Source organism: Oligoflexus sp., from assembly GCF_035638955.1.
Lineage (GTDB): Bacteria > Bdellovibrionota_B > Oligoflexia > Oligoflexales > Oligoflexaceae > Oligoflexus.
Genome location: NZ_DASQYZ010000013.1, coordinates 208,980 through 231,753, shown reverse-complemented (window position 1 = coordinate 231,753; position 22,774 = coordinate 208,980). Strand labels below are relative to the sequence as shown.

Sequence of the window (22,774 nt, the reverse complement as noted above, 5' to 3'; positions counted from 1 at the left end):
GGGCTGACAACTGTCACATTCCTGACAGCTCAGCACAACGTGCGGAATCTAAGAAGCCGAAATTGCGCTTCGCGCGGAGAACACTTTGCAGGTCAGATCGGGCTGCAGGGTCAGAGGATCCACGCGTTCAAAGGGCAAATCAGTCGGCCACAGGTCCAAACTTATACAATACAGAGCTGCAGCAACACCCGTGGTAGACGGAAGTCCAGGACAAACCAGCATGCGCATGGCGGCGTTCGCCTCAACGATGTCTTCGATGGTGACTTCAGAAAATTCGGCTTGCACCATTTCCATTCGCGAGCGCAAACGAACTCTTTTTAAATCCGTCATGGAATCAAAACCAAGGCAGGCCATGGTTCGCCAGCAACTTACACCCCAACGATAAGGATCCAGCATGCTAGCCAAGGTTGTTACCGTGCGCATGGCAGCCAAGGATAAAAACTCGTCATGGTTATGCTTTGTTTGCAGGCATCGGGCAAGAATCGCCAGGCGATCGACATCAGCGGACGCTTGGTAAAAGTCCCAAATGACAACCGCAAAATCCTTGTTGGATAGATCGCTGGACCAGAGCACGAAGTCACTTTTCTCTTCGCTGGTGGCGGCCAATAGATTCTGCAGTCCTAACATAAAGCGACCGACGCGAAGGGCATGCTTTTCCAAAAAACAGGTCCGCGACAATCCTTTGGGTGACAGGTTTCGAATGCTGGTCTCGAGCTTGATAACTTTATCAAGAATAGCGGACTGGAAGCGAATACGCAGGTATTCACTACCATAAAGATCGAGGCCGTCCATCGATTTGATGCTCCCTCTTTTTATGACGCTGCTTTGTATTCCCTTCTACCTCATTTTTCTCACGTATGCAAATGACTCTGTAAATCCGCCAGAGCAACACTCTTCGTTTTTCATAAGACTAAGGAAATGAGGTTCTGAAAGGCAGGCGTGACAAGGGCAGCTGAGCCGGATCTATTTTTTCGTTCCAACTGCAGCTGCAATGTCTTGCATCAGTGTCGCAGGCGAGTGGAATCAGGGGGCCGAGTTCATGAGCCCCATGCCGCTCTCTTTATCGAGAGGCACAGAGTTATGCTCGTGCACAATGAGCCATTGACCTTCAACTTTTTCCCAGCCGGTCGTGTTGCGCGTCCAGGCCTCCATGACCTGCCCGTCTCGGGTTTGACCTCGCATGTGGATCATGCAATGGCTGTAGGCGACGTCACCATCAGCATGAACCCGCAGGTCGTGCTGCTCAAACTCGACGGGAAACTGAAAGACGTTGCTGAAGCAGTCTTCCCAGGCTTCTTTCTGATAGGAGCGCTTGTTGATAAATTGTAAAGGCGGCATCATATCAAAAGCCCGAACGTCGTCAGTGTAGAACGACATGATTTTGGCCGAATCGCCTTCGCGTATGGCTTTGGACAGCTCATGTTCCAGCGCACGAATCTCGGATTCGGATTTCGAAGAGTCTTTAAAAAATTCGGGTACGATGGCGTCCAGATCCATGGGATCTCCCTCCTGTATGGTCCAAGGTATCATTCAGGGATGACTGTTGACCGCAGACTGCGACCGATCACGACCCGCCGATGGATCGTGTACGCCTTCGGCAAACTCCTCGATCATTTTCTTATTGAACGCAGGAATGTCATCGGGTTTGCGACTGGTAACCAGGCCCTGATCGGTGACCACTTCCTGATCCACCCAGTTCGCTCCGGCGTTGATTAAATCTGTTTTCAAGGAAGGCCACGACGTCATTTGCCGTCCTTTGACCATGCCTGTCTCAATGAGAATCTGCGGTCCGTGACAGATGGCAGCGATCGGTTTGCGCGCATCGACAAAACTTTGCACAAACTGCACAGCTTCTTCATCGATGCGCAGCTTATCAGGATTCATCACACCACCTGGAAGCATGAGCGCTGCATAATCATCCGCATTCGCGTCGGCCAGCGTCATATCAACATCAACCGACTGACCCCAGTCGGTGTGATTCCAACCCTTGACCGATCCGCCTTGGGGCGAAATGACATCAACTTTCGCGCCAGCGGCTTCCAGAGCTTTTCTGGGCTCTATCAATTCCGACTGCTCGAATCCATCCGTGGTCAGGATGGCGACTCGCTGGCCTTTTAGATATTGACTTGCCATGGTTTCATTCTCCTTGCCGTTAGCAAACAGGCCTTCCAACTTGCAAGTCCAGGGCCACCCTGGGCGTTTTCCTTTCGACCAGACTGAGCCCCAATAAAAAACGCCCGCCTCCTATCGAAGCGGGCGCAATCCCTTCAGTCAACATCACTAGAAACTTCCTGCTGAAGCCTCCGCGCCCAACATCCGGCGCCCGTGCACCACCAGATTGTAATTATCGTGTCGTGCCGGGTGAAAACCGGGAGCAAAGAACTTCAGAATATCCAAGGCGGTCAGACGAACCAAACCCTTCTGACCAAACATCAGACCAAAAATCTGCCACCAGGTTTTCGGTTTGAAGAGCAATCCATCACGTTTCAGCATATGAAACATGCGGGTGAAACTATCCCAGAGAATGCCTGATACGCTATACATCATGGCTCGAACCAGCTGCGAATACGTGCCCCCAGCGGCCAGGAAGAGATCCATGGCAACGGCCTTGTGATCGACTTCCTCCAAAGCATGCCAGATCCAAATTTTTCGCAGCTCGGGATCGATGCCTTCGGGAACCAGATCGCCCTGCAGAACTTTCTCTCCCAGCACAGCGGTGATATGCTCCGTGGCGACGGTGACAGCCAGCAGCGCGATCGGCGGCACATGCTTCTGGCCAAAACTGATTTTTTTATGCAGCTTGTCTTCCATCCAGGCCACATCATAGCCGGCTTTGGTGAGGCAGCGATTATAAGCCTTATGAATAGCCGCGTGATTTTTTTCCTGGGTCACAAAATCACGAATCTGTTCCTTCAGCGAAGTCGATTGCGCACAATTTTCGAAATTTCGAATGGACGCGATGAAAAAATTCTCACCTTGTGGGAAAAGCGTGGATAAAGCATTGAAGAAATGCGTTTTCACGGGATTATTCTGGTACCAGAGCTTTGGCAAACTCATGGCACGCACCGGCACAGGATGAATCGTGAGCGTTGAATGCATGGGCATGTCCTCGGTATTACAATTTCCCTACCAAACCAGTATATATTTGGAAGCCCTGAGCCGATACTCGCGTTCATTCATTGCCTGGGGTCGCATGTAGGGTCCCAATATGATAGAAAAATTGGGAAATCAAGCAAGGTTCATCGGAAACCCTGGGCAGGGATTACTCCGGTTTCATGGAGCGTTAATATGACCATAGGTTTTCGCAAATCTCCCAAACAGAAGCGATCACAGAGTCTTGTCGATGATGTGATGGAAGCGACAGCCAAATTGATTCCTGACTTTGGTTTTGATCGCGCCACCACCAACAAGATCGCGGAGCTGGCGGGAGTCAGCATTGGCTCGCTGTATCGCTACTTTCCCAACAAGGAAGCCATCTTTATATCTCTGATTCAGCGCGTCGAGGAATATCATCGGCAGCAGCTCGGCGAAGCCCTTCAATCTGTACGCGAGCTGCCCCCCAGGGAGCGGGTTGAACCTGTGGTGAGCGCCATCGTCGATCTGGTCATGAAGCGTCGCAAACTGGTCATGGTCCTCTACAGCCATGCGCCGCAGCTGGGGGCGCTCGAATATCTGGTCCAATCCCGGCTGCGTTTTCGCGTGGAAATTGAAATGGTGCTCCAGGAGTTTTCCAGCCACATTCCCAAGCGAGCCCCGAAAACCGCAGCGCGACTGATCGTCGGCTGCGTTCACGGCGTTCTGGAGGATCTCGTGCAGGACGACAGCGCCGACGAGGTGGTGGATACGGTCAAGAAGGAACTGGCGGAACTCTTCTGCTGTTATCTTTTTGCGGAATGAGTGGCTATCATGCAGGTTCATCATTGAGCCGTGCCTGGAGCCGGGCAATCTTATCCGGATTTCGTACAAAATAGAGGTTACGGATACGTTCGCCTTCAAAATCGAGCGAAATCACTGTCTCCAGTTTTCCATCGACCAGGAGACAGGTGAGATCCGGTGGCAGAAAGCGGGCTCCAACGTTGACATTGGGGCCAGCCGCGCGCACCAAACTGAGCAGGAACCTGATGATCGATTTCGCGCCTGCAATGGGCTGAACGGTGGCCGAGACTTTGCCTCCACCATCGGAATATAAAACGGCCTCGCTTTGCAGGAGCTTGATCAGTTCATCGGTCTGCCCCTTGGACCAGTATTGAAGGAAAGCCATAGTCATGTTTTGATGGATCTGCGGATCGGCTTGAAATCGCTTGCGCCCCTGATCCATATGCGCTTCCGCACGCTGCCATGTTTTGCGGCAGGCGGCTTCCGTCATCCCAAGGATCGACCCAATCTCACTGTATTTCATATCGCAGGTCTCACGCAGGACGAACACAGCGCGTTCGATCGGATTGAGCCGTTCAAGGACCACCATCAAGGCCATCGACACATCATCATGGACCTCGCGCACGGTCCTGGCTGATTCGATCAAGGGCTCCGGCAGCCATGAGCCCACATAATCAACTTTGTGTCGGTAAAACGACCGTTTTTGATCAATCGCGGTATTAACGACGATACGGATCATCCAGGCCTTGGGGTTTTCTATGGCTTCACCCTCATAAGCCATGATTTTTAGATAAAGGTCCTGCAGAATATCCTCGGCCTCGCTTTGCGAGCCCATGATTTTATAGGCGACCCGTAACAGCATCGGGCGTTCCCGCAGATAGTCCTGAAGCAGCTTATCCATCATATATCCTTGGGCTGATACCAGCGGTTGAGAGCCAGACCCCAACGGAGCTCCCACTGGGGAACCTGAACCGTTCCGCGACAGATCATTTCCTTGATCCACACGGCGAGTCGACCGCGAAAGAACCAGCGTCGAGGCTGATCCAGCGCATTCACGAGTTGCACCACGGCGGCCCGACGACCCAAGGAAACGCAGCGTCCGGTAAAACCAAAGCGAAAGGGTAACAATTTTTGGCCACTTTGCAAACGGTGGAGCGTATCCGCCGCATAAGTGCCCATGGGGCAGGCCGCAGCACAGGACATGCGCGGGGCCGGACAGGACGCGGCATCAAGTTCGGCGGCGTCACCTACGGCTAGAATATTCGGATGACTCAGTGACCTCAGATAAGGATCCACCTGAATCTGGCCATTCGCGGCGGTGCGAATGCCAGCATCACGGGCCAGGCTGGAAACTTCCAAACCCATGCAGTGGATCGCCACCGCGCAGGGCATGGAACTTCCATCATCACAGTGAATGCGTGCCGCCTCGACCCGAGTCACCTGCCGACCTTCCATCAATCGGATATCGAGCCTGCGCAGCACATTTCGAATTTCCTGTTCTGCACCCGGAGCATAACCTGGGAACGCCCGACCCGCATTCACCAGGGTCACGGCCAGATGAGGGTGGGCTTCCTTGATTTCCGTGGCCGCTTCGAGTCCGGTCAGCCCCGCTCCCATGATGACCACCGACTCGCCCGCTGGCAATTCCTGAAGGCGCTGACGCGTGCGATCCAGTTGCGGACCAGCATCCAGCGTCTGAGCCCATTCGTTCAATCCTGGAATATGATCCCAACGTTTGGTTCGACTGCCAAGACCATATAGCAGCCAATCATAACGAACGATGCGCGCGCCTTCAGCCGCTTCCAGAATTAATGTCTGCTGATCCGGTTGAATCGATTGAATGCGACCCTGGATAAAATCAAGACCATGGCTTGCTAGTAATTCCCGATAGGCGAGCTTCGGCATGGAACCACCGGCCAGATATTCATGCAAACGCACACGCTGCACAAAATGATCATGAGCATCGATGAGGACGACATTCATACCGGAATACTTACGCAGACGGGCCGCAGCGAAAAGGCCAGCGTATCCTCCGCCTGCAATCACGATCTGAGTCTTCATGGGATCACCTCCTGTTGATGGACAACCCAGAGACGAACGGCCCATGAAGAATGGGACAGGAATCTTATAACATAATGTAATTTATACTATTTTACGGATTGATAGGCATTCAAATAGGCGGCCGGCAGCCTTTGCGAAAGGATTGGATGGTTCAGGATATCCTGCTGCACATCGGTCCGGAAATCTTCCATAAGCTGGGGCAGAGCCGCCGTGAATTGCTTGAGAACGCCCATATCCACGCCGGACAAGGCCTTGATTTGCGTATAGAACGCCATCTGTTTCATAATCTTATCGTAGTCCGCGTCGGTCATGGTGCGGGGAAAATGTTCGATCAGATCACGTTCTTCCGCGGACGGAAAAGGCACCAATTCTGTGGCCGCATAGACACCTGGAACCACGACCCCATGTTCATAAGCTTGAAAAACTTCCTGCACGGACGCGGCCACGGCCTGCATCGGAATTTGAATCGCCGGATCCTGCAGCGTGTTATTCCAGAACAGTTGCGAATCGCAGCGGGTCAACCACGTATCCCCGCGGGCGTTGGTCACATGCAAACCATGTTCCCCGGAAACCCGAACCTCGCCATCACGATCATGAACGATCTTGGCCAAAGTTCCAGCTGCCCGGTCGCTTAAATTCGCGGTTTGCGCCCAATTCATAATCTGCACCCGTGGCGCTCGCACATGACCTGAGGCAAATCCGTCGGTCAGGAAATGATCGGCAAAGGCATTCATGAAAAGCGCTTGCGTCAGAAGCTTCTGGGCCAGAGCTGGATGGTCCGTCGCCTGACGGTGGGCCTCCAAAGCGATATGCAAGGCCTGTCCATGATAGTTCACATAAGCCAGCATATTATGGAAACCAAAATGCGAGGCATTATCCAGAGCCAGGGCCAGGTAATCCGGATAATTCCAGGCATAACTCAGATTGAAATCCGGATACGCTTCCTGGGAATGACCGTGCAGAAAATTCTCGATGGTCGCCACTTCCCGCTCGAAACCCTTTTTTGCGTCTTTGATATCATTGCGGTGCCACTTGAAAAATGATTCCACTTTTTCAAAGTAGACGCTTTCCGGTGTCGCATAGAAATCACCGCTGAACGCCACCAGCTCGCCATAGGAAAAACTCTGTTTGCCGTCCGCGCGCACCAGCCGGTTGGTGCATGTCCCCATGAGCTGATCACAGGCTATTTCATAGCCCTGATCACCTAGAATCACATGTTCACCCGAACTGAAGTCCAGCTCGGAATCCGCTTTCTCGACAGGGGCGCAGGCCATCGACACCAATGCGACAAAGGTCGCAGGAATAAGTGGTCGCATAGGATTTTCTCCCGGGCATCCGTGATTTTTTTGATCCGAACTGAGAAAACTAACTACGAATTCTTGACTTGTTCTGCTGCTGAATATGGCAGGGATTTTATTGTTTGGGAAGACCGCATTCCGGTGGGTACAGCAATAAATTTGCTCAGCATGCAAGCCCGCAGGCGCTTACGCTGACTCACAGAAGATCAGGGCCTATGCAGTCAAGGATTTAGGCGGCTTCGTCGATCGACAAGGCTTCCAGAGCTTTGTTTTGTGGCGGTAGAATGATCCGGAATTCACAGCGTTGATAGCCGGGGATGTTCGCTTCCCCGAGCAGCCGCAGGTCAATGGTGCCACGCAACCTTTCGATGGAACCCCTGACGGCATCCATGCCCACGCCGCGTCCCGAGATTTCGGTCACGATCCTGGCACTGGACACTCCAGCCACGAAAATACAGCGCGCAATGGTCAGCTCGTCGGCGTCCTTCGCCATGGCACCTTTCTCCAGGGCCTTTTTCCGTAACGCCGGCAGATTCAAACCCCGACCATTATCATAGTAAAGGATTTCGGTTTGGTCCCGGCCGTGAGTCACTTCAATCGTAATGCGTCCGACATCGCCCAGCATAAAGCCATGATCCAGACTATTGCGCATCATGTGCACGAATACATCTTCATAGTAGTTCAGCTGGTCCGGTTCGATAAAGAAGTCAGCTCCGCTCACCTGCACCTCGGGCGGGGTTTTATTCAGCTGCTGAGCCAGACTGGGAAGCGAATCCACCAGAGGCTGGATCACCTTGATAAAGCTATTGGTATTCAAAGCATCCAGACGTTGGAGCGTCTGCTTATAACGGCGCCGTTTCTCGGGACTCAGATCGGGCCACACATCAGTGAGCATCTTGGATGCCTGCACGATAAGGCTTTCCGTTTCAGCTACCGCGCCACGCTTGAGTTTTTCATCGTGGATGCGCTGGTAGAATCCTATCATTTTTTCAATGCGACCCAGGCCGTGCAGGCTGGCTGCAATACTCTCCTGAGTGATGCGGTCCGGGTTCAAGGCGAACAGATCATTTTCGACTTCATGCACGATGGTCGAAATATCCAAAAGTCGATAGGTTCGGGCATTGCCTTTGATGGTATGAACATTGCGCAACACAATCTGCCAGGATTCACGCGATAAATCGAGATCCAGGCGTTGTTTCGCCTCTTCCAAAAGCACGGACGAGGACTTGATAAAGCGGCGGAACTTGGTGGCCGACAGATCCAGGATTTTACCGATAACTTCCAGTTCCTGTTGTTTGACAGCAGCGGCTTCCTCGGCCTTGCGAATATCGGTAACGTCACGAATGGATACCAACAACTTGTCGATGATGCCGTCCTTATCCTCGATACCCGCCCAGTCCAGTTCCAGAATCCTGGGCTCGCGCTGCTGAAAATGCAGAAGCCTCGGCAGCAGATGATCGTTGATTTCCAGCTGCATCGCATCACTGCCAATCGAGGCCGAGACGGTCGAATGCACGATATCACGCTGCTCCTGACCCAGCTCGCAGTGTTCAAACAGCAGCTGGGTGAGGGCCCGGCCTTCCAAATCAGTCGTGCCTAAAATATCGCCGAGGCGTTTGGAGTGCTGGGGCTGAACCCGCAGTTCGCCATCGACGGTGCAGATGCCCTGATTGATATTATCGAGCATGACGCTCATGCCCTTGCTCTGCTTCCACAGCTCTTCCGTGCGCTGCTGCACCTGCACTTCCAGCTGCGTGTTCATCACTTCCTGCAGACGGTTCGTTTCAATCTGGGCCGTCAGCGCGTCCGCCTGGGCAATCTGCAGTTGCCGGTTGGTCTCATTGATTTTGTCACTGACACCAAGCGCCAGCAGAATCGTTTGCATCACCGTGGCAATTTCAGGACCATAGGTACCCAGAAAACTGACCGGCAGCAGCCCCAGTTTTTGCAGACCAAAGGTAATCGAACCCACCACCATCGCGGACCAGGCATACACGAAATACCGGGCTGGACGGAAGCCTTTCAACTGGGAATACACGCTGGTGACGATGATGAGTGCGGCTGTTGTAATGCCCAGCAGGGTATAGACCTTGAGCATACGATACGGCAGAACAAAGGAAAACAGGACACAGGCTCCATTGAGAGCCGCAAAAATCCGAATGATCAGACGAAAGCGAGGATAGTTATCGATCGGCAAAAAGGCAGCGGTCGTGGTCAATGCTGTAAAGAAGACCAAAGGCACGGACAACGCAACCACCGCGTGAGCCAGGTCAGGCGCATTGGGCCATAGATATTCATAGGCGAAACCGTTGATGGCCATCCGGAAGATGAAAAGGCTGAAAAGGAAAATGCACAACCATGTAACATCCGATTTCCGGGTATTCAACATCATAACAAAATAATAGCCCGCCATGATCAGCGGCAGCCCCAGGCAGATACCCAGATAGAACTGGATATCATGGTCCGCCCGCGCGATGGTCTTCAGATCCTTGAAGGTCATGCGGAATTCCGATGATCCATCGGTCTGCAGGCGCAGAAAAAAATGCTTCTGCTCCTGGGGAGCAAAGTCGACTTTCAGGTAAATGAAGCGGCTTTTCAGATCACGCTGCTCGAATTCGTAGGCATTGCCGGCTTTGCGGTGCACCCACTGACCATCGGGACCCTGGTAGTAGAGATCAATATGGTTCACCAGGGGATATTCCAAACCAAAAAACCATTCTTTGGCCAGGGGAGCCATGTTTTGAGCGGAAAAGCGATACCAGTAGGCATGCCCGGTGAATCCATAATTGGGATCCTTGGCGGTTTCCTGCTGAAATTGCCCAGCGTCCCAGGCCTTCATTGCGGCGTTCAAATCGAGTTCGCGCGTGGGGTCGATCAGGACCTGACTATGCGGCCCGACCAGATTCGCACCCTTGGCAGGATCCAGAGGTATGGGCGTAATATCAGCCGCACGAGCCTGGGTCATGATCCCAAGCAGGCTGATTAAAAAAGTGGCTTTAAGAAGCAGAGACATAAGACTCCCTTACCTGGCATACGATCCTGGTGGTGCATGAGCAGACGGCCGTCACCTCGCATACAGGTGTCCATAGCGCATCGGTCGACCCTTGCTAACAATTAAGGCAGATCCAGGGGGCGTGTTTGGGAAATAAGCGAAAGAAAAGGGAGGGTGAGGTTGGAGAGGCGGGTTGGCGAGGAGCTGAAGCCCCTCGCCCACTGCTTAATGCCCGACTGAGGCCAGCGTTACCTTGGTAACGCGATTCTGATTTTGGTTTTGGTTTTGAGTTTGATTTTTGGCTTCGGGTTCGGTGGTATCGAAGTTCTGCTCAAGCTTGGCAAACATCTTTTTGAAATCAGCAATTTTATGCACGATGACTTCTTCTACGGGTTGAATCGGGGCTTCGAGGCTTTGATTATTGTTATGGCCGCCGTTGCCATGGTCCCGTGTTTCATGAACCGTTGTCTGATTCATGCTGACCACCCAGGTCGCTGCATTCTGCTTGGTTTCATTGGCATGACGGATCGCCGAGGCCACAGCCTGGGAACTTTCCATCAGCAGTTTTTCACAGTGACCCAACTCGAAATGCTGCTTGGTGAGAAGGTTCGAAAGTTTTTCACACTGCAACGTGATATTGCCACTTTCCTCATTGAATCGACGATGCATCGAGCCAACCGCATCGAGCAACATCAGGACTTCCTGGGAAATGCGCGACGTGTCGTCACCCAGATCACGGGTCTCGTTCAATTTGGTCATATGGATATGCACTTCACTGCTGAGCAGCGACAGATCAGACGTGGCATACTTGGCCGCAGCCACATCGTTACGATAGGCTTCCTCGATACGCTTGACTGAGACAAAGGCGTGCTCGGATTTTTGTCCGGCTTCCAGAAGGAAATGCTGCGCCTTGTCGAGTTCCGGCTGGCCCATATCCACATATTCTTTCAGCTGGATGGTGTAGTTGTGGAATTCCACGCCCAGGCTACGGATATCCGAACTCACGGTGAAGTAATCGCCATTGCCATCGGAATTCCGGGCATACTCCATCGAAAGCGACATCATGTGGCGGTTCATTTTTTCGACCAGTTCGTCGATACGCGAGATCACCACGCCCATGTTTTCTGATTTCTGCTTATAGCTGTTCACCAACTTGCTGGCGCTGTGAACGTCTTCACGCGATTCGCTGATGGACTCGACCATCTTCTCGATCGTCTTGTGGACCGAGAACGATCCGCTCTGCACTTCCTTCAGTTTCTCTTCAATCCGGTTCACCTTCTGATGAATGATCTTCTCACTCAGAATGGCTTCATGGAGCAGACGCATGGTGGACGCATGCATGCTGGCAATGCTCTTCGAACGATCCAGAAGCTGGTCATGGTTTTGACGAATTTGGGAGAGGACACCCGAAAGGTTGTTCTTCTTCCATTCGATACGGTTCGAAGCTGTGAAGTTGGCACTGTCGCGGCACATCGCGACCAGAGCCTGAACGCGGGACAGACCCTTGCCCAACAGACCATGACTATTCATCAGGATCTGGCATGTCTGCGAGGTCTGCGACTGCAGCATTTTGATGTTATGCTGATGAATGTGCATGGAAATGCCGGTCCCCACAGGCGACGACTGCTGGCGCAGGGCGCTTTCCAGCTCGGCGAGTCCATCTTTCAACGAGTGGAACAATCCCAGATCGGGTTCTGTCATAGGCTTCTTCACATCCTGTGTTTTCGCCATAACAGCACCGGCCGGAATCTGTCGCTTATTACGATGATGCAGAAGGACCATGGTATGAGCCACGCCCGCAAGAGACAGGAACCAGCAACCCATGGAAGCCCAGATATGGAGCGTCATGTTCTGATTGCATTTCACTTCTCTTTCACGGATAGATGGATCGAAGCGATAATCGGATCCTTCCAGCTGCCTTTGCAGGGCCGCGGCTCTGCCAATGGCGTTGCAGTCAAGGTTGGTTGCCTTGACTAAGAAAAAAACTCCAAGTACATGCAAAAAAACTGCACAGATGAGTCCCGGCAATTTCGACCAATTTAAACCACTCATGTGAATCTCTCCTTTTACTCACGCGTCGGTATTGTATTCTAAGGCGGGTGTCAGTGGATGAGTCCTCCTATCTACTAAATAGAGAAGACTCTTCTGTCAATATCAGGAAAGCTGAAAAGAACGCATGGATTGCGTTCAGCTCCGGCGGCGAATGAGGCTGGTCAAAGAGTTCATGAAGATTTGATGGGCGGCTTCCGAAGCCACGGTCGCAAAAAATCCTCGAGCGAGCTTACTTTTTTTATCCAAGACCTTCTGAGTTTTCTGAACAGCAACAGGGCGCGGAGCTCTTGTCTCCAAAAGCGCACGCGTCATGTGGTGTCGGTGACGACCCCGACGACCGATCAAAAAGCCCAGAGACACACCCACAATAGCTACCGCCAGGAGGGTTTTCGCTGGCTTGGTACGCAAGGCTTGCGGGATTGACTGAATCTTGCTCTGCACGGCTTCTATTTTTTCCTGCATGGCATGAACAGGTCGAGTCACCTGCTGGGTGACTTGATCAGTAGCCGCCAGAACCTTATGCTGAACTTGATCAAGAGTGTCCAACACTTTTTTCTCGGCTTCCTTTTCCAGGTGATAAATATTTTCACGCAGCGACGCGCGCTTGGCGGCCATGGCTTCCTGGAGTTCCGTCGTGTTGTTTACAGCAAGCTTTTCATCCATTGAATGTCCTCTCGTATTTCGCGAAATACTTCTTTCGCATAATGTTTAATTTGTTTGAGTGAACCGGCCGCGACAACGAGCAGGATCAGCGATACGACGAGCAGAAGACCGCCGCTCAAAAATTGAGCAGCCCCTGAGCCGGCGTCGACGAGGCGAATAGCCAATCCATCGAACAGTCGCACGATGCCGAAGATCGAGAGCGACAGTCCCAGGAAGAGCAGTGGAATGCCAACCTTCAATCGCGCGCTCGAACTCTTCATCTGTTCCTGGATGAACGTCACGTGCAGTCGTCCCAGATCCTGGAATTCCTCTTTCACACGCTCAGCGGATTGCATTTTCATGATCGCACACCCAGGTTATAGCCCAGGATGCCCGCGGCTCCCAGGCAAATGCCCAGAACGCTCCAAGGGTGGGCGTTGACCCAATGTCCCGTTTGGGCTTTGAGGTATGGCATGTTTGGATCTATGCTCGCATGCTTCGGACGGAAGATCGCACGAAGACGACTGGTTTTCACGATGCTCTGCTGTAAAGGTTCTTCGTAATTTGACATGGAATCTCCTCCCGGATGAAACTCTCCATCAGGGATTGCAGTCTTTGTGCCAACTCAATGGCCTCAAACGGCGAGACGGTCCTTCGGGGGGCTCTTGACTCGGACAGCCATGTCGTAGGGGTGAGGGCGCCGGGGGAATCCAGCCTGGGTAACGGTCCCGATGGCCGACCAAACGGGGAAGACGGGCCGCTGGTAAAAGACGGCCCCGCGCTGTCTCACAAACCGGGGCGGGTCATGGCTTCAGGATTCGTGGCGGCATCATACTGCTCCGCCGACAAATACCCCTGCTCCACCACAATATCGCGCAAGCTTCTTTGTGTTTCCTGAGCCGCCTTAACTGCCTTGGCTGCATTGTCATAGCCAATGCTCGGCGACAGGGCTGTCACCAGCATCAGGGAACTTTCCAGATATCGTTTCATGACTTCAGCCCGCGGTTCGATGCCGCGGATGCAATGTTCGGTGAAACTCCGGCACCCATCCGCCAGCAAAGTAATCGATTCCAGCAGCGAATAAATCATAATGGGCTTGAATACATTCAACTGGAAGTTGCCCTGACTGCCCGCGAACCCTATGGTCAGGTCATTCCCGAACACCCGGGCCACGATCATGGTCAGGGCTTCCGCCTGCGTTGGATTCACCTTGCCAGGCATGATCGAACTCCCCGGTTCGTTGCCTGGTAACTTCAATTCCGACAATCCACAACGCGGGCCGCTGCCGAGCCACCGCACATCATTCGCAATCTTCATGCAATCCGTCGCCAGCGTACGCAGACATCCACTGGCATGAACGATCGCATCATGAGCGGCCAGGGCCGAAAATTTATTCCGCGCTGCCGTTAAAGGAAAACCCGTGAGAGATGCGAGCGTGGCGGCAACCTTGTCCGCATAAAGAGGATGGGTATTCAGTCCCGTGCCAATGGCACTGCCACCGAGAGCGATTTGATAAAGAGGCTGCCTCGCATCAGCGATCTGCTCGCGGCAAAACTCAATTTCTGCCGCAAATTCACTAAACTCCTGACCCAATGTCATGGGTGTCGCGTCCATCAGGTGAGTTCGTCCAATTTTATAAACTTCGGCGAACTGATCCGCTTTGGAGGCGAGCTCCGTTTCAAAGTCCAGCAGGGCCGGCAGGAGTTTATTTTGCAGCTGGTCCAGCGCTGCCAGATGCATGACAGTGGGAAACACATCATTGGATGATTGAGAAAGATTGATATCGTCATTGGGATGAATGGGCTTTTTACTGCCCTTCGGCGAGCCCAGGCGTTCATTGGCACGGTTGGCTATCACTTCATTGGCGTTCATATTGGATTGGGTGCCACTCCCGGATTGCCAGATCAGCAACGGAAATTCCTGATCCAGATCGCCGCGAATAATTTCGTCACATACAGCGACGATGGCTTCCGCTTTGAATGGCGGCAGCAGATTCAAGTCGGCATTGGTTAAGGCCGCTGCTTTTTTCACCAAACCAAAGGCTTTGATGATTTCGCGCGGAAATTTATGGTGAGCAATTTTAAAGTGATCCAGCGCCCTTTGGGTTTGGGCTCCATAGTATCGTTCATCGGGAAGCTCGACTTCGCCAAGGGAATCGGACTCTATACGCATTTTCATGAAGACCACCTCTTTCGCAGAGAAATCCCTGCCTTAAAAAACCTACTCTCCTGTCTCTATTCTCCTGCATGGCCTTTCTGTCGCGGAGTGAGGCCAAGCGTAAAGCCCGAACGCACATGCATGGGACGTGCCCGGTACAGGTTTTCCCACGGAAGGAATCTTGGAAAATCCATGATATCGTTCGCCTAAACGCTACCATTCCAACCAGGAGTTTGATATGTCGAGGAATTCTGCTCAAAAGAAAACACAAGCCACAACCATGGACACATCGTCCACTGCGGAAAGGGAACTCAAGGCCGAGATACTCCCGACTTCCGAGCCTTCACTTCAGGACTATCCCGAAACTTCAAAACACAACGTTTCCAAACGTGAACGCGTGGCATCAGGCGTCATCGGCGGCGGCTTGCTGATGTATGGAATACCCAATTTCCTAACCATTCCTGGCCAGGTTTCAAACCTTGCCGGCGTCCTGCTCTTGACGCGCGGCGTGACGGGCCATTGTCCTGTTTATTCCAGGTTTGGCATTGACTCGACCCCGAATGGCCGCATGCACCATCGCGGCATCAGCGACCCCCATCCGCTGCAGCTGCGGCAGACGATGAGCACCTCGCGATCGATGCATGAGGTTTTTGAATTCTGCCATCATCAGGAGCAAGTCGCCCTGTGCTTTCCCAACGTGAAGGAAGTCCAAAAAATCGATGAGCGCCGCAGCATCTGGATGTTCATGGACAGCGCGGAACTCATCTCGTTCCCCGTAACTGTCGAGATCACGCAGGATGTCGAAGGCCAGCAATTGAGCTGGACGGCCATGCCGGATTCCCGGTTTCGGATCCACGGTACCCTGCAGTTCAAAGCCGGGCCCCATGATCAGGAAACGGAAATTATCACAACAGTCCACATGGTCCCGCCCGCCGGGATTCTGGGCAGCACGTTGATGAAACTCCTAAGCCCTGTGACCCAGGAAGCACTCAACGAAATTTTGCACAAAATGAAACAGATGCTGGAAACGGGTGCCATCACCACCAGTCAGAACCACGTTTCCAAAGAGATTAAGGATCCGATCGGCGGCTGGCAAAATCGAGTGAAATCGCATCTGCACATCCGCACCATGCAGTCTCTTGCGAACAGGAGGATCTCATGAAAGCAGTTGTATGGCATGGGAAGGAAGACGTTCGGGTGGAACAGGTCCCGGATCCAACCTTGCAAAATCCAAGTGACATTATTGTGAAAGTCAGTCTCACGGCTATTTGCGGTTCGGATCTTCACCTCTACGATGACGTTATTCCAACGATGCACAGAGGTGATATTCTGGGCCATGAATTCATGGGCGAAGTGGTGGAAATAGGCGCCGGCATTCGCAACCTGCAGATTGGGGATCGGGTCGTCGTCCCCTTCCCGATCGCCTGTGGACATTGCTATTTTTGCCAGCATTCCATGCATGCCCACTGTGATAATTCCAATCCCAACGCGTCGATGGCTGAGAAGGTGTACGGGTATTCACCGGCAGGAATCTTCGGCTATTCGCATATGATGGGAGGTTATCCAGGTGGGCAGGCTGAGTATGTGCGGGTGCCTTACGGCGACGTTGGACCATTTAAAATTTCTGAATCTGTGACAGACGAACAGGTTTTGTTTCTCGGCGACGTTCTGCCAACCGGCTATATGGCCGCCGAAAACTGTCAGATCAAACTAGGTGATACCATTGCCGTCTGGGGCGCCGGACCGGTCGGGCAGTTTGCGGTGCAGAGTGCGTTGCTCCTCGGCGCGGAACGCGTGATTGTCATTGATCGTATTCCCGAGCGGCTCGATATGAGCCTGATGCGCACGCCGCAGGGTCGGGTGATACCACTGAATTTTGAGGAATTCGATATCCAGATTGCGCTGCGTGATCTCACGGGCGGACGTGGCCCGGATGCCTGCATCGATGCGGTTGGTCTTGAGGCGCACGGCAAAGGCCTTTGGGCCCAGTATGATAGCTTGAAGTCAGCTTTGAAACTGCAAAGCGACCGACCGGTTGTGCTGCGGGAAATGATTCAAGCCTGTCGTAAAGGAGGAACGATTTCGATTCCGGGCGTTTATGGCGGTTACATGGATCATGCCCCGATTGGAGCTATATTCAACAAGGGCCTACAGATTCGTGCGGGCAGACTCATGTGCATCGTTATATGAAAACGCTTATGGACCATATTGAGCGGGAGGAAATCGATCCGACGATGATTATTTCGCACCGCCTGACTTTGGATGAGGCGCCATCGGCTTACGCAATGTTTGCAGCCAAAGATGATCGCTGTACGAAAGTTGTCATGCGAACTCTGCATTAAGAAGGCTTGGGACGCCCCTCAGGGCGTCCGCCCTCAGTGACGTTCCAACAGCCAACGCAAATATTCCACATCATTCTCCAGACTACACTGCCGATAGCGGCCTATCCGATGTGGACTACATAAATACTCGACTAGATCAGAAATAGCCGCTGTCGCCGCTTCTCCCTTGGATTTAGCAGCGGTTTGTGATTTCTTTTCTATAACGGGGTAAAGATTTCGCCCGACGGTTGATTGAAGAATTCTCATGGCTTTCCCTTTACCTCCCGTTGTTCATTTTTCGATGGAAGGAAGCCGCCCATGCTTGAATATTCTGAAATGCCGCCATTATCAAGGATATATCACGAAGCATTTCTGATTTCTGCTGTGACCGGTGTGGGTGAGAATCCGTCCTCATCCTCCCCAAAATTACCTGTTCAGCCTGTTAAAGACACGGAACTGCAGCCGTCGCGTGAACAGGAACTTCCGTCCACAAATCCAAAGCCGAACCCTCCGGGACAAAAACGTCCCCGGCGCGGCCCGGCTCAGCTGGATAATCCAGACCCGATCTTACCGGGTCTGCAGATCAAATTATCCCATGATTATCGGGTGAAGATCATAGTGTATGCGCGCTGCGGGAATCAGTGGATGGGTCCCACGGCATGACTGCCGCCCCAGGCTGGTGGATCACTGGCCGGAAAGGAATCTTCTGAAGTGATATCGACTCTGTTTGATTCCTTTCTGCGCGTCTGCAGCTCTTCGCGTTTCACTTTCACCTTGCTCTGCAGGATGCCGAGTACCTGCTGACCCGCGTAAAATACGGCGGCCAACTGCACAAGTGACCATACTTTGCCACTAAAACTTCTTTGCATGTTAAGACTCCTTAGCCATCAAAATTGCCAGTCATCTGGAATTTCCGTTGTCAATGATACGTTCCGAGCCAGCTGCCATACATCGGCAATATGTCCCCACAGAAAAGTCAGGGACAAAGCTTGAACCATTCCAGCCAGGAAGAGTTTGCCTTGAGCTTCACTCCAGGGCCGGAGGTGAACGTTACGTCGAGTCCAAGCGAACTTATTGCCCAGGTTCATCAGTCTGTTCCTCCCCATTCAAAGGACCACGAACTGATCCTACCCGTTGACTTTCATGAAACGTACCAAACTCAAAGCTTTGCACGGCAGTGGCCCATAAAAAAAGGTTGGGACGCCAGCGCCTCCCAACCTTTGCCATTCAATCAACCCTCTATTCATTCATGCACGATACCATCACAACTCTTGTCTAGTGCTCAGGATTCTCGCGATGCTTTCGAACATACGTATCAAGTAAAATCACGTGAAGATGATGATTTTGCTTTCAAGTACAGTCCCAGTCCCAGACCGGCAAGGCCAGCGCCCAGGAGATACATATAGGGTTTTTCATGCATGTGGCTGTCCACATTCTGCCAGCGGCGGCGGGCTTCATTGGAAAGCGCTTCGAAGCGCTCGGTGAGGACTTCGATCTGCTGATCGAGACCTTCAATGGCCTGGCCGACCACGGCGTCTGTTTTCTCTTTTACGGTTTTGACGATCTGATCTTTGCCGTCCACCACATTGTTTGTCACTTGCGCAAGTCTATCACTCATCTTGTGTCCCTTTCCTCTTGATCGAAATAATGAGCCTGGAGTTCTATCCTCCCAACTTCTCAGTTCCCTATCAAGGATCGTGCCAGACCTGAAGTCGAGGTTTGCAGGGCTTCACGTATTAGACATGAATGGGATCTCCTGTCCTGAAATACCTGCGGTGGATCTTCTGTTCAACAGGTGGCACTCCGACTGATCTGCGTACACTGGACAGTGGCACAGCGTATGCAAATACAAGGACGCGATATTTGTTTGATGTGATTAAGGAGGACTTCATGCGCTACTTTACGATTCGAAACGGTCTTTTGTTGGTCGGCCTACAATGCTTAGGTTTTGCTTGTGCAACTGTGCCTGACGAAGCTCCTCAGGAGTTCCACACGGCGGCGTCTGCCCTGGAACGCGCTGATGAGCGTGACGTCGATGATTACATGCCTACCACTCTTGACAAGGCAGAAATCCAGCTTGAAGAAGCTATGGCACTTTGGAAAAAAAGCAAAGATACCGACGTGAAAAAAGAGGAACGAGCTGATTTGCTGAAGTCGGCCACCGACAAAGCCAACGCTGCTAACGCCATGACAGAGCAGGCGATCAAGCTGCAAGATCAGGTTAAAGCTTGGGATAACAACATCGAAAGCTATACCCAGATGCAGCAGGAACGCCAGGATGCAATAGCTCAGCTGAAGCTACTGCAGGATCAAAACAAGGACTTGGCCATCGCCAGCGCCACGGCACAAAATCAGCCGCAGCAGCAGCAACAACCCACCACAACGGCTAGTCCTGACGTGACTTTGCGTGGACCAGTGGCCTACTTCAGCGCTGGTTCGACTGACGTCGATCCACGTTATGAAGCCAACATCAACAGTCTGGCTAAAACCTTGACTGCGGATACCACTGCAAAGGTTACTCTATCTGGTTTTGCCGATCCTCGCGGCAACAAGGAATTGAATGACCGTTTGGCTCGTGAACGCGCTGAAGCCGTAGCCTCTATCTTGCGCGACAAAGGCGTAAGCTCGGATCAGATCGTGGTTAAAGCTTGGCCGGGATCAACTGGCAAAGGTAAGGCTGCCAGGTCACAAGGTCAACTGCAACTCGATCGCCGCGTGGAAGCTTATATCTCCACCGCTGCGAACCAAGGTCAGCAAGGCCAACCTGCTCAGTAATTCCCCAGGTTGTCGTGCGAAGGGAGCCCTTTTGAGGGCTCCTTTTATTTTTAGACTGTCCGATTCTCGAATCCATCCAAACCGCTCTGCATCCGAATCCCCATCCCGCGCATATGCTCCGCCTGCTTACGAATGGTCTGCACGGCATGGACATCACGCCGGGCTTCCTTGGCTGTATGCTCCATCTGGGCTGCGATTTCAGACACTTGGGGATAGCCATAGGTGGCGGCCGCGCCCTTCATCTGGTGCAGGGCAAAACCTAATTTTTCCCAGTTCATATCATTGATCAAAGCCACCATGTCCTCGATCCGCTGCTGAAAGCTTCGGACAAACTCGATGATGATCGACCGATACATCTGATTGTTGTGATATTTGGACAGAAGGAACGGTTCACTGTCTTGTATTTCCACTGCACTTGTTACAGCGGGCGCCGGTTCCGGGCTGGCTTCAGGCGCAGCAGCCTGTGGTTCCGGACGGGTATACTTGATAATGGTTTGAACCAAAGTCTCAATTTGGATGGGCTTGGCCAGGAAATCGGTGATGCCAGCCTTGGCTCCCTGTGGCTTCTCGAGCTGCAGGGGATGCGCCGTCACGGCAATGATGGGTCGCGTGAAGCCGGCGTTCCTGAGCCGCTCGGTGACCTCGTAACCATCAATTTCAGGGATTTGAATATCCATAAGGACCAGATCGATGGATTCGTCCTGAAGCGCGCGTTCCAGAGCCGACCGCCCATCCTCAACGATGAAAAAATCGGCTCCCGCCATCTTGAGAAAATGGCGAAATATACGCTGGTTGTCCGCGCCGTCTTCGACGACCAATATGGAAAGTCCTGCCAGTTTTCCTTGAATAGGATTTGGTTTCACGGAACATCCGCCTTTATATAAAAGTCAATGGAGTCACTCACAAACAGGGTGCTGTCTGAAATCTCCACCGCCACGGTAAACGAAATAGACTATATCGATTCGATTCACTCTGCGAATTGTGGGCCAAAAGCAAGGCCATAGGAAAACAGAGGAAAGAGAAGGAGAAGGAAAAGCAAAATGCTGACCCGAATCGGGATGATTCCCCGTCCTGGGTCAGCATTGTCGGAAAAAGCCTCAGAACAAGAAAACGGCCCACCGCGCTTCGAAAGTCAAATGCGGTGTGCGCCATAGTCCCAACCCTTAACGGAAGCTATCGATCTGGAGATCGTAGCGCTCGAGCAGGCGGTAGATATCAGCCCTGTAACGTCCGGCTCGCTTCGAGGTCTCGGAAATATTGCCATGTGTTTCGCTCAGCTGGGTTTCCAGATAGATCTTTTCAAAAACCTGCTTGGCTTCTGTCAAAGGCAATTTGAACAGCTCGCGGCTGATGCCGCTTGGCAGCTGATTGGCGCCCTTGTTGGGATCGACCGGAACATTCTGCTCAGCGGCGTTGTTACGATGCGACGAATGCAAATGATGGAATAGATCTTCGATACGAAGATGATCATCCTGGGTCAGCACCACAGCGCGTTCAATCGCGTTGCGCAGCTCGCGGATGTTGCCTGGCCAATCGTAAGCAATCAAGCGTTTCATCACCGTCTCAGCCGGCTTGTTGATGGAACGACCAAATCGGGCATTGAATTCGGCTATGAAGGATTCCACCAGCAGAGGGATATCTTCTTTGCGATGGCGCAAAGGTGGAACATACAGAGGCACCACCGACAGGCGGTAGTACAAGTCTTCCCGGAAACGTCCGCTTTCGATTTCCTCGACAAGGTCGCGGTGAGTTGCTGCGATCACGCGGGTATCGATTTTAATGGCCTGGGAGGAACCAATGGGAACCACCACTTTTTCCTGGAGGACGCGCAGAAGTTTAGCCTGAAGCGAGAGAGGCATGTCGCCGATCTCGTCAAGCAAAAGGGTGCCTTTGGAGCAAAGCTCAAAGATACCTTTACGATCAGCCTTGGCGTCGGTGAATGAACCGCGCTTGTGACCAAAAAGCTCCGATTCCAAAAGATTTTCTGGAATCGCCGCGCAGTTGATGGCTTCGAAGCGTTCGTTGGCGCGATTGGAAATCTTATGCAAAACGCGCGCGATGACTTCTTTACCGGTACCCGATTCACCCAGGAGCAGAATCGTGGAATCCACATCTTTCAATTGCTTCAAGCGAACGCAGAGATCCTGGAACGCTTTACTCTTACCAATGAATCCGAATTGAGCAAATTCTTCCACGGTGGGATCGATCACATCGCGACTTTGAGTCTGCATATGTTTAAAGATCATTTCGGCTATGACACCAGGATCCGTATCTTTGGTGATATAGCCTGTTGCACCGTCCTGCAGTGCGGATACTGCAGTTTCGATGGAAGCATGCGCCGTGAGCATGAAAACTTTCGAGTAAGGCGTTCTCGAAACGAGGAAGGGAATACCATCCAAACCGTTTTCATTTTTCAAATTCATATCGAGGAGAACCACATCAATCGTATAGCGCAAGACGATTTCTTTCATCTCGTCCAGATTGTGGGCAACATCAACGATGAATCCTGCTTCGGAAAGCGCCAATTTCCAGAACGCACACGTTTGGTCATCATCGTCCACGATCAACAGGCGGCCTTTGTAATCGTTCATCATATTAAC

The 22,774-nt window shown here is 52.4% G+C and carries 21 protein-coding genes and 1 pseudogene; 5 read left to right on the top strand and 17 right to left on the bottom strand.

What is annotated here, in order from left to right:
- Window positions 1-48: 48 nt before the first annotated feature.
- The 4 genes from VE954_RS01775 to VE954_RS01760 all read right to left on the bottom strand — a co-directional run bounded on the left by VE954_RS01775 (window position 49) and on the right by VE954_RS01760 (window position 3,099).
- Window positions 49-792, bottom strand: coding sequence for a hypothetical protein (locus VE954_RS01775; protein WP_324949027.1), 744 nt, complete (start codon window positions 790-792; stop codon window positions 49-51).
- A gap of 231 nt (window positions 793-1,023) precedes the next feature.
- Window positions 1,024-1,497, bottom strand: coding sequence for a YybH family protein (locus tag VE954_RS01770; RefSeq protein ID WP_324949025.1), 474 nt, complete (start codon window positions 1,495-1,497; stop codon window positions 1,024-1,026).
- A 33-nt stretch (window positions 1,498-1,530) separates the two neighbouring features.
- The gene (locus tag VE954_RS01765) at window positions 1,531-2,133 is read right to left on the bottom strand and encodes a type 1 glutamine amidotransferase domain-containing protein (protein ID WP_324949023.1); all 603 of its coding nucleotides are present in this window, start codon (window positions 2,131-2,133) and stop codon (window positions 1,531-1,533) included.
- A gap of 147 nt (window positions 2,134-2,280) precedes the next feature.
- On the bottom strand, window positions 2,281-3,099 hold the full coding sequence (locus VE954_RS01760) for a metal-dependent hydrolase (protein WP_324949021.1): 819 nt from the start codon (window positions 3,097-3,099) through the stop codon (window positions 2,281-2,283).
- Between the two features lie 189 nt (window positions 3,100-3,288).
- Here VE954_RS01760 and VE954_RS01755 point away from each other — a divergent pair, with 189 nt between their 5' ends.
- Window positions 3,289-3,897 (top strand): TetR/AcrR family transcriptional regulator, encoded by a 609-nt coding sequence (locus tag VE954_RS01755; protein WP_324949019.1) that lies wholly within the window; start codon window positions 3,289-3,291, stop codon window positions 3,895-3,897.
- Between the two features lie 7 nt (window positions 3,898-3,904).
- On the opposite strand, the gene VE954_RS01750 is transcribed toward VE954_RS01755, so the two are convergent.
- The 9 genes from VE954_RS01750 to fumC all read right to left on the bottom strand — a co-directional run bounded on the left by VE954_RS01750 (window position 3,905) and on the right by fumC (window position 15,099).
- On the bottom strand, window positions 3,905-4,777 hold the full coding sequence (locus VE954_RS01750) for a sigma-70 family RNA polymerase sigma factor (RefSeq protein ID WP_324949017.1): 873 nt from the start codon (window positions 4,775-4,777) through the stop codon (window positions 3,905-3,907).
- Window positions 4,777-5,937 carry an NAD(P)/FAD-dependent oxidoreductase gene (locus VE954_RS01745; protein WP_324949015.1) on the bottom strand — a complete coding sequence of 387 codons (1,161 nt, stop codon included), beginning with the start codon at window positions 5,935-5,937 and terminating at the stop codon, window positions 4,777-4,779. The genes VE954_RS01750 and VE954_RS01745 overlap by 1 nt, the downstream gene beginning before the upstream one ends.
- Before the next feature lie 86 nt (window positions 5,938-6,023).
- Window positions 6,024-7,253, bottom strand: a complete 1,230-nt coding sequence (locus tag VE954_RS01740) for a hypothetical protein (RefSeq protein ID WP_324949013.1) — start codon at window positions 7,251-7,253, stop codon at window positions 6,024-6,026.
- Between the two features lie 211 nt (window positions 7,254-7,464).
- Window positions 7,465-10,248 (bottom strand): 7TM diverse intracellular signaling domain-containing protein, encoded by a 2,784-nt coding sequence (locus VE954_RS01735; RefSeq protein WP_324949011.1) that lies wholly within the window; start codon window positions 10,246-10,248, stop codon window positions 7,465-7,467.
- A gap of 204 nt (window positions 10,249-10,452) precedes the next feature.
- Window positions 10,453-12,279 carry a hypothetical protein gene (locus tag VE954_RS01730; RefSeq protein WP_324949009.1) on the bottom strand — a complete coding sequence of 609 codons (1,827 nt, stop codon included), beginning with the start codon at window positions 12,277-12,279 and terminating at the stop codon, window positions 10,453-10,455.
- A gap of 135 nt (window positions 12,280-12,414) precedes the next feature.
- Entirely contained in the window at window positions 12,415-12,942 is a 528-nt protein-coding gene (locus VE954_RS01725) for a hypothetical protein (RefSeq protein ID WP_324949007.1), read from the bottom strand.
- A complete protein-coding gene (locus VE954_RS01720) occupies window positions 12,921-13,283 on the bottom strand; it encodes a phage holin family protein (RefSeq protein ID WP_324949004.1) in 363 nt (120 codons plus the stop codon). The genes VE954_RS01725 and VE954_RS01720 overlap by 22 nt, the downstream gene beginning before the upstream one ends.
- Window positions 13,280-13,492, bottom strand: a complete 213-nt coding sequence (locus VE954_RS01715) for a hypothetical protein (RefSeq protein WP_324949002.1) — start codon at window positions 13,490-13,492, stop codon at window positions 13,280-13,282. Before VE954_RS01715 ends, VE954_RS01720 begins: the two co-directional genes overlap by 4 nt.
- Before the next feature lie 215 nt (window positions 13,493-13,707).
- Window positions 13,708-15,099 carry a class II fumarate hydratase gene (fumC, locus tag VE954_RS01710; RefSeq protein WP_324949000.1) on the bottom strand — a complete coding sequence of 464 codons (1,392 nt, stop codon included), beginning with the start codon at window positions 15,097-15,099 and terminating at the stop codon, window positions 13,708-13,710.
- Between the two features lie 217 nt (window positions 15,100-15,316).
- Between fumC and VE954_RS01705 the strand changes: the two genes are divergently transcribed.
- The 3 genes and pseudogenes from VE954_RS01705 to VE954_RS01690 all read left to right on the top strand — a co-directional run bounded on the left by VE954_RS01705 (window position 15,317) and on the right by VE954_RS01690 (window position 18,062).
- A complete protein-coding gene (locus VE954_RS01705; protein ID WP_324948998.1) occupies window positions 15,317-16,240 on the top strand; it encodes a YgaP-like transmembrane domain in 924 nt (307 codons plus the stop codon).
- Window positions 16,237-17,420: pseudogene (locus VE954_RS01700) on the top strand (zinc-dependent alcohol dehydrogenase). Before VE954_RS01705 ends, VE954_RS01700 begins: the two are co-directional and overlap by 4 nt.
- Window positions 17,421-17,717: 297 nt before the next feature.
- Window positions 17,718-18,062, top strand: coding sequence for a hypothetical protein (locus tag VE954_RS01690; protein WP_324948992.1), 345 nt, complete (start codon window positions 17,718-17,720; stop codon window positions 18,060-18,062).
- On the opposite strand, the gene VE954_RS01685 is transcribed toward VE954_RS01690, so the two are convergent.
- A complete protein-coding gene (locus tag VE954_RS01685; RefSeq protein ID WP_324948990.1) occupies window positions 18,038-18,268 on the bottom strand; it encodes a hypothetical protein in 231 nt (76 codons plus the stop codon). The genes VE954_RS01690 and VE954_RS01685 overlap by 25 nt on opposite strands.
- Before the next feature lie 446 nt (window positions 18,269-18,714).
- Window positions 18,715-19,017 (bottom strand): hypothetical protein, encoded by a 303-nt coding sequence (locus VE954_RS01680; RefSeq protein ID WP_324948988.1) that lies wholly within the window; start codon window positions 19,015-19,017, stop codon window positions 18,715-18,717.
- A gap of 272 nt (window positions 19,018-19,289) precedes the next feature.
- On the opposite strand from VE954_RS01680, the gene VE954_RS01675 reads away from it, so the two are divergent.
- Complete coding sequence (locus VE954_RS01675) at window positions 19,290-20,174, top strand: OmpA family protein (protein WP_324948986.1); 885 nt, start codon at window positions 19,290-19,292, stop codon at window positions 20,172-20,174.
- 50 nt (window positions 20,175-20,224) lie between these two features.
- On the opposite strand, the gene VE954_RS01670 is transcribed toward VE954_RS01675, so the two are convergent.
- Both VE954_RS01670 and VE954_RS01665 read right to left on the bottom strand, forming a co-directional pair.
- Window positions 20,225-21,037: an Hpt domain-containing response regulator gene (locus tag VE954_RS01670; RefSeq protein WP_324948984.1), complete on the bottom strand. Its 813-nt coding sequence runs from the start codon at window positions 21,035-21,037 to the stop codon at window positions 20,225-20,227.
- A gap of 300 nt (window positions 21,038-21,337) precedes the next feature.
- Window positions 21,338-22,768 carry a sigma-54 dependent transcriptional regulator gene (locus tag VE954_RS01665; RefSeq protein ID WP_324948981.1) on the bottom strand — a complete coding sequence of 477 codons (1,431 nt, stop codon included), beginning with the start codon at window positions 22,766-22,768 and terminating at the stop codon, window positions 21,338-21,340.
- Between the last annotated feature and the right edge of the window lie 6 nt (window positions 22,769-22,774).

Excerpts from the sequence above, each read along its gene's own strand:
- VE954_RS01775 (WP_324949027.1), bottom strand. The coding sequence starts at position 792 with ATGGACGGCCTCGATCTTTATGGTAGTGAATACCTGCGTATTCGCTTC.
- VE954_RS01770 (WP_324949025.1), bottom strand. The coding sequence starts at position 1,497 with ATGGATCTGGACGCCATCGTACCCGAATTTTTTAAAGACTCTTCGAAA.
- VE954_RS01765 (WP_324949023.1), bottom strand. The coding sequence starts at position 2,133 with ATGGCAAGTCAATATCTAAAAGGCCAGCGAGTCGCCATCCTGACCACG.
- VE954_RS01760 (WP_324949021.1), bottom strand. The coding sequence starts at position 3,099 with ATGCATTCAACGCTCACGATTCATCCTGTGCCGGTGCGTGCCATGAGT.
- VE954_RS01755 (WP_324949019.1), top strand. The coding sequence starts at position 3,289 with ATGACCATAGGTTTTCGCAAATCTCCCAAACAGAAGCGATCACAGAGT.
- VE954_RS01750 (WP_324949017.1), bottom strand. The coding sequence starts at position 4,777 with ATGGATAAGCTGCTTCAGGACTATCTGCGGGAACGCCCGATGCTGTTA.
- VE954_RS01745 (WP_324949015.1), bottom strand. The coding sequence starts at position 5,937 with ATGAAGACTCAGATCGTGATTGCAGGCGGAGGATACGCTGGCCTTTTC.
- VE954_RS01740 (WP_324949013.1), bottom strand. The coding sequence starts at position 7,253 with ATGCGACCACTTATTCCTGCGACCTTTGTCGCATTGGTGTCGATGGCC.
- VE954_RS01735 (WP_324949011.1), bottom strand. The coding sequence starts at position 10,248 with ATGTCTCTGCTTCTTAAAGCCACTTTTTTAATCAGCCTGCTTGGGATC.
- VE954_RS01730 (WP_324949009.1), bottom strand. The coding sequence starts at position 12,279 with ATGAGTGGTTTAAATTGGTCGAAATTGCCGGGACTCATCTGTGCAGTT.
- VE954_RS01725 (WP_324949007.1), bottom strand. The coding sequence starts at position 12,942 with ATGGATGAAAAGCTTGCTGTAAACAACACGACGGAACTCCAGGAAGCC.
- VE954_RS01720 (WP_324949004.1), bottom strand. The coding sequence starts at position 13,283 with ATGAAAATGCAATCCGCTGAGCGTGTGAAAGAGGAATTCCAGGATCTG.
- VE954_RS01715 (WP_324949002.1), bottom strand. The coding sequence starts at position 13,492 with ATGTCAAATTACGAAGAACCTTTACAGCAGAGCATCGTGAAAACCAGT.
- fumC (WP_324949000.1), bottom strand. The coding sequence starts at position 15,099 with ATGAAAATGCGTATAGAGTCCGATTCCCTTGGCGAAGTCGAGCTTCCC.
- VE954_RS01705 (WP_324948998.1), top strand. The coding sequence starts at position 15,317 with ATGTCGAGGAATTCTGCTCAAAAGAAAACACAAGCCACAACCATGGAC.
- VE954_RS01690 (WP_324948992.1), top strand. The coding sequence starts at position 17,718 with ATGCTTGAATATTCTGAAATGCCGCCATTATCAAGGATATATCACGAA.
- VE954_RS01685 (WP_324948990.1), bottom strand. The coding sequence starts at position 18,268 with ATGCAAAGAAGTTTTAGTGGCAAAGTATGGTCACTTGTGCAGTTGGCC.
- VE954_RS01680 (WP_324948988.1), bottom strand. The coding sequence starts at position 19,017 with ATGAGTGATAGACTTGCGCAAGTGACAAACAATGTGGTGGACGGCAAA.
- VE954_RS01675 (WP_324948986.1), top strand. The coding sequence starts at position 19,290 with ATGCGCTACTTTACGATTCGAAACGGTCTTTTGTTGGTCGGCCTACAA.
- VE954_RS01665 (WP_324948981.1), bottom strand. The coding sequence starts at position 22,768 with ATGATGAACGATTACAAAGGCCGCCTGTTGATCGTGGACGATGATGAC.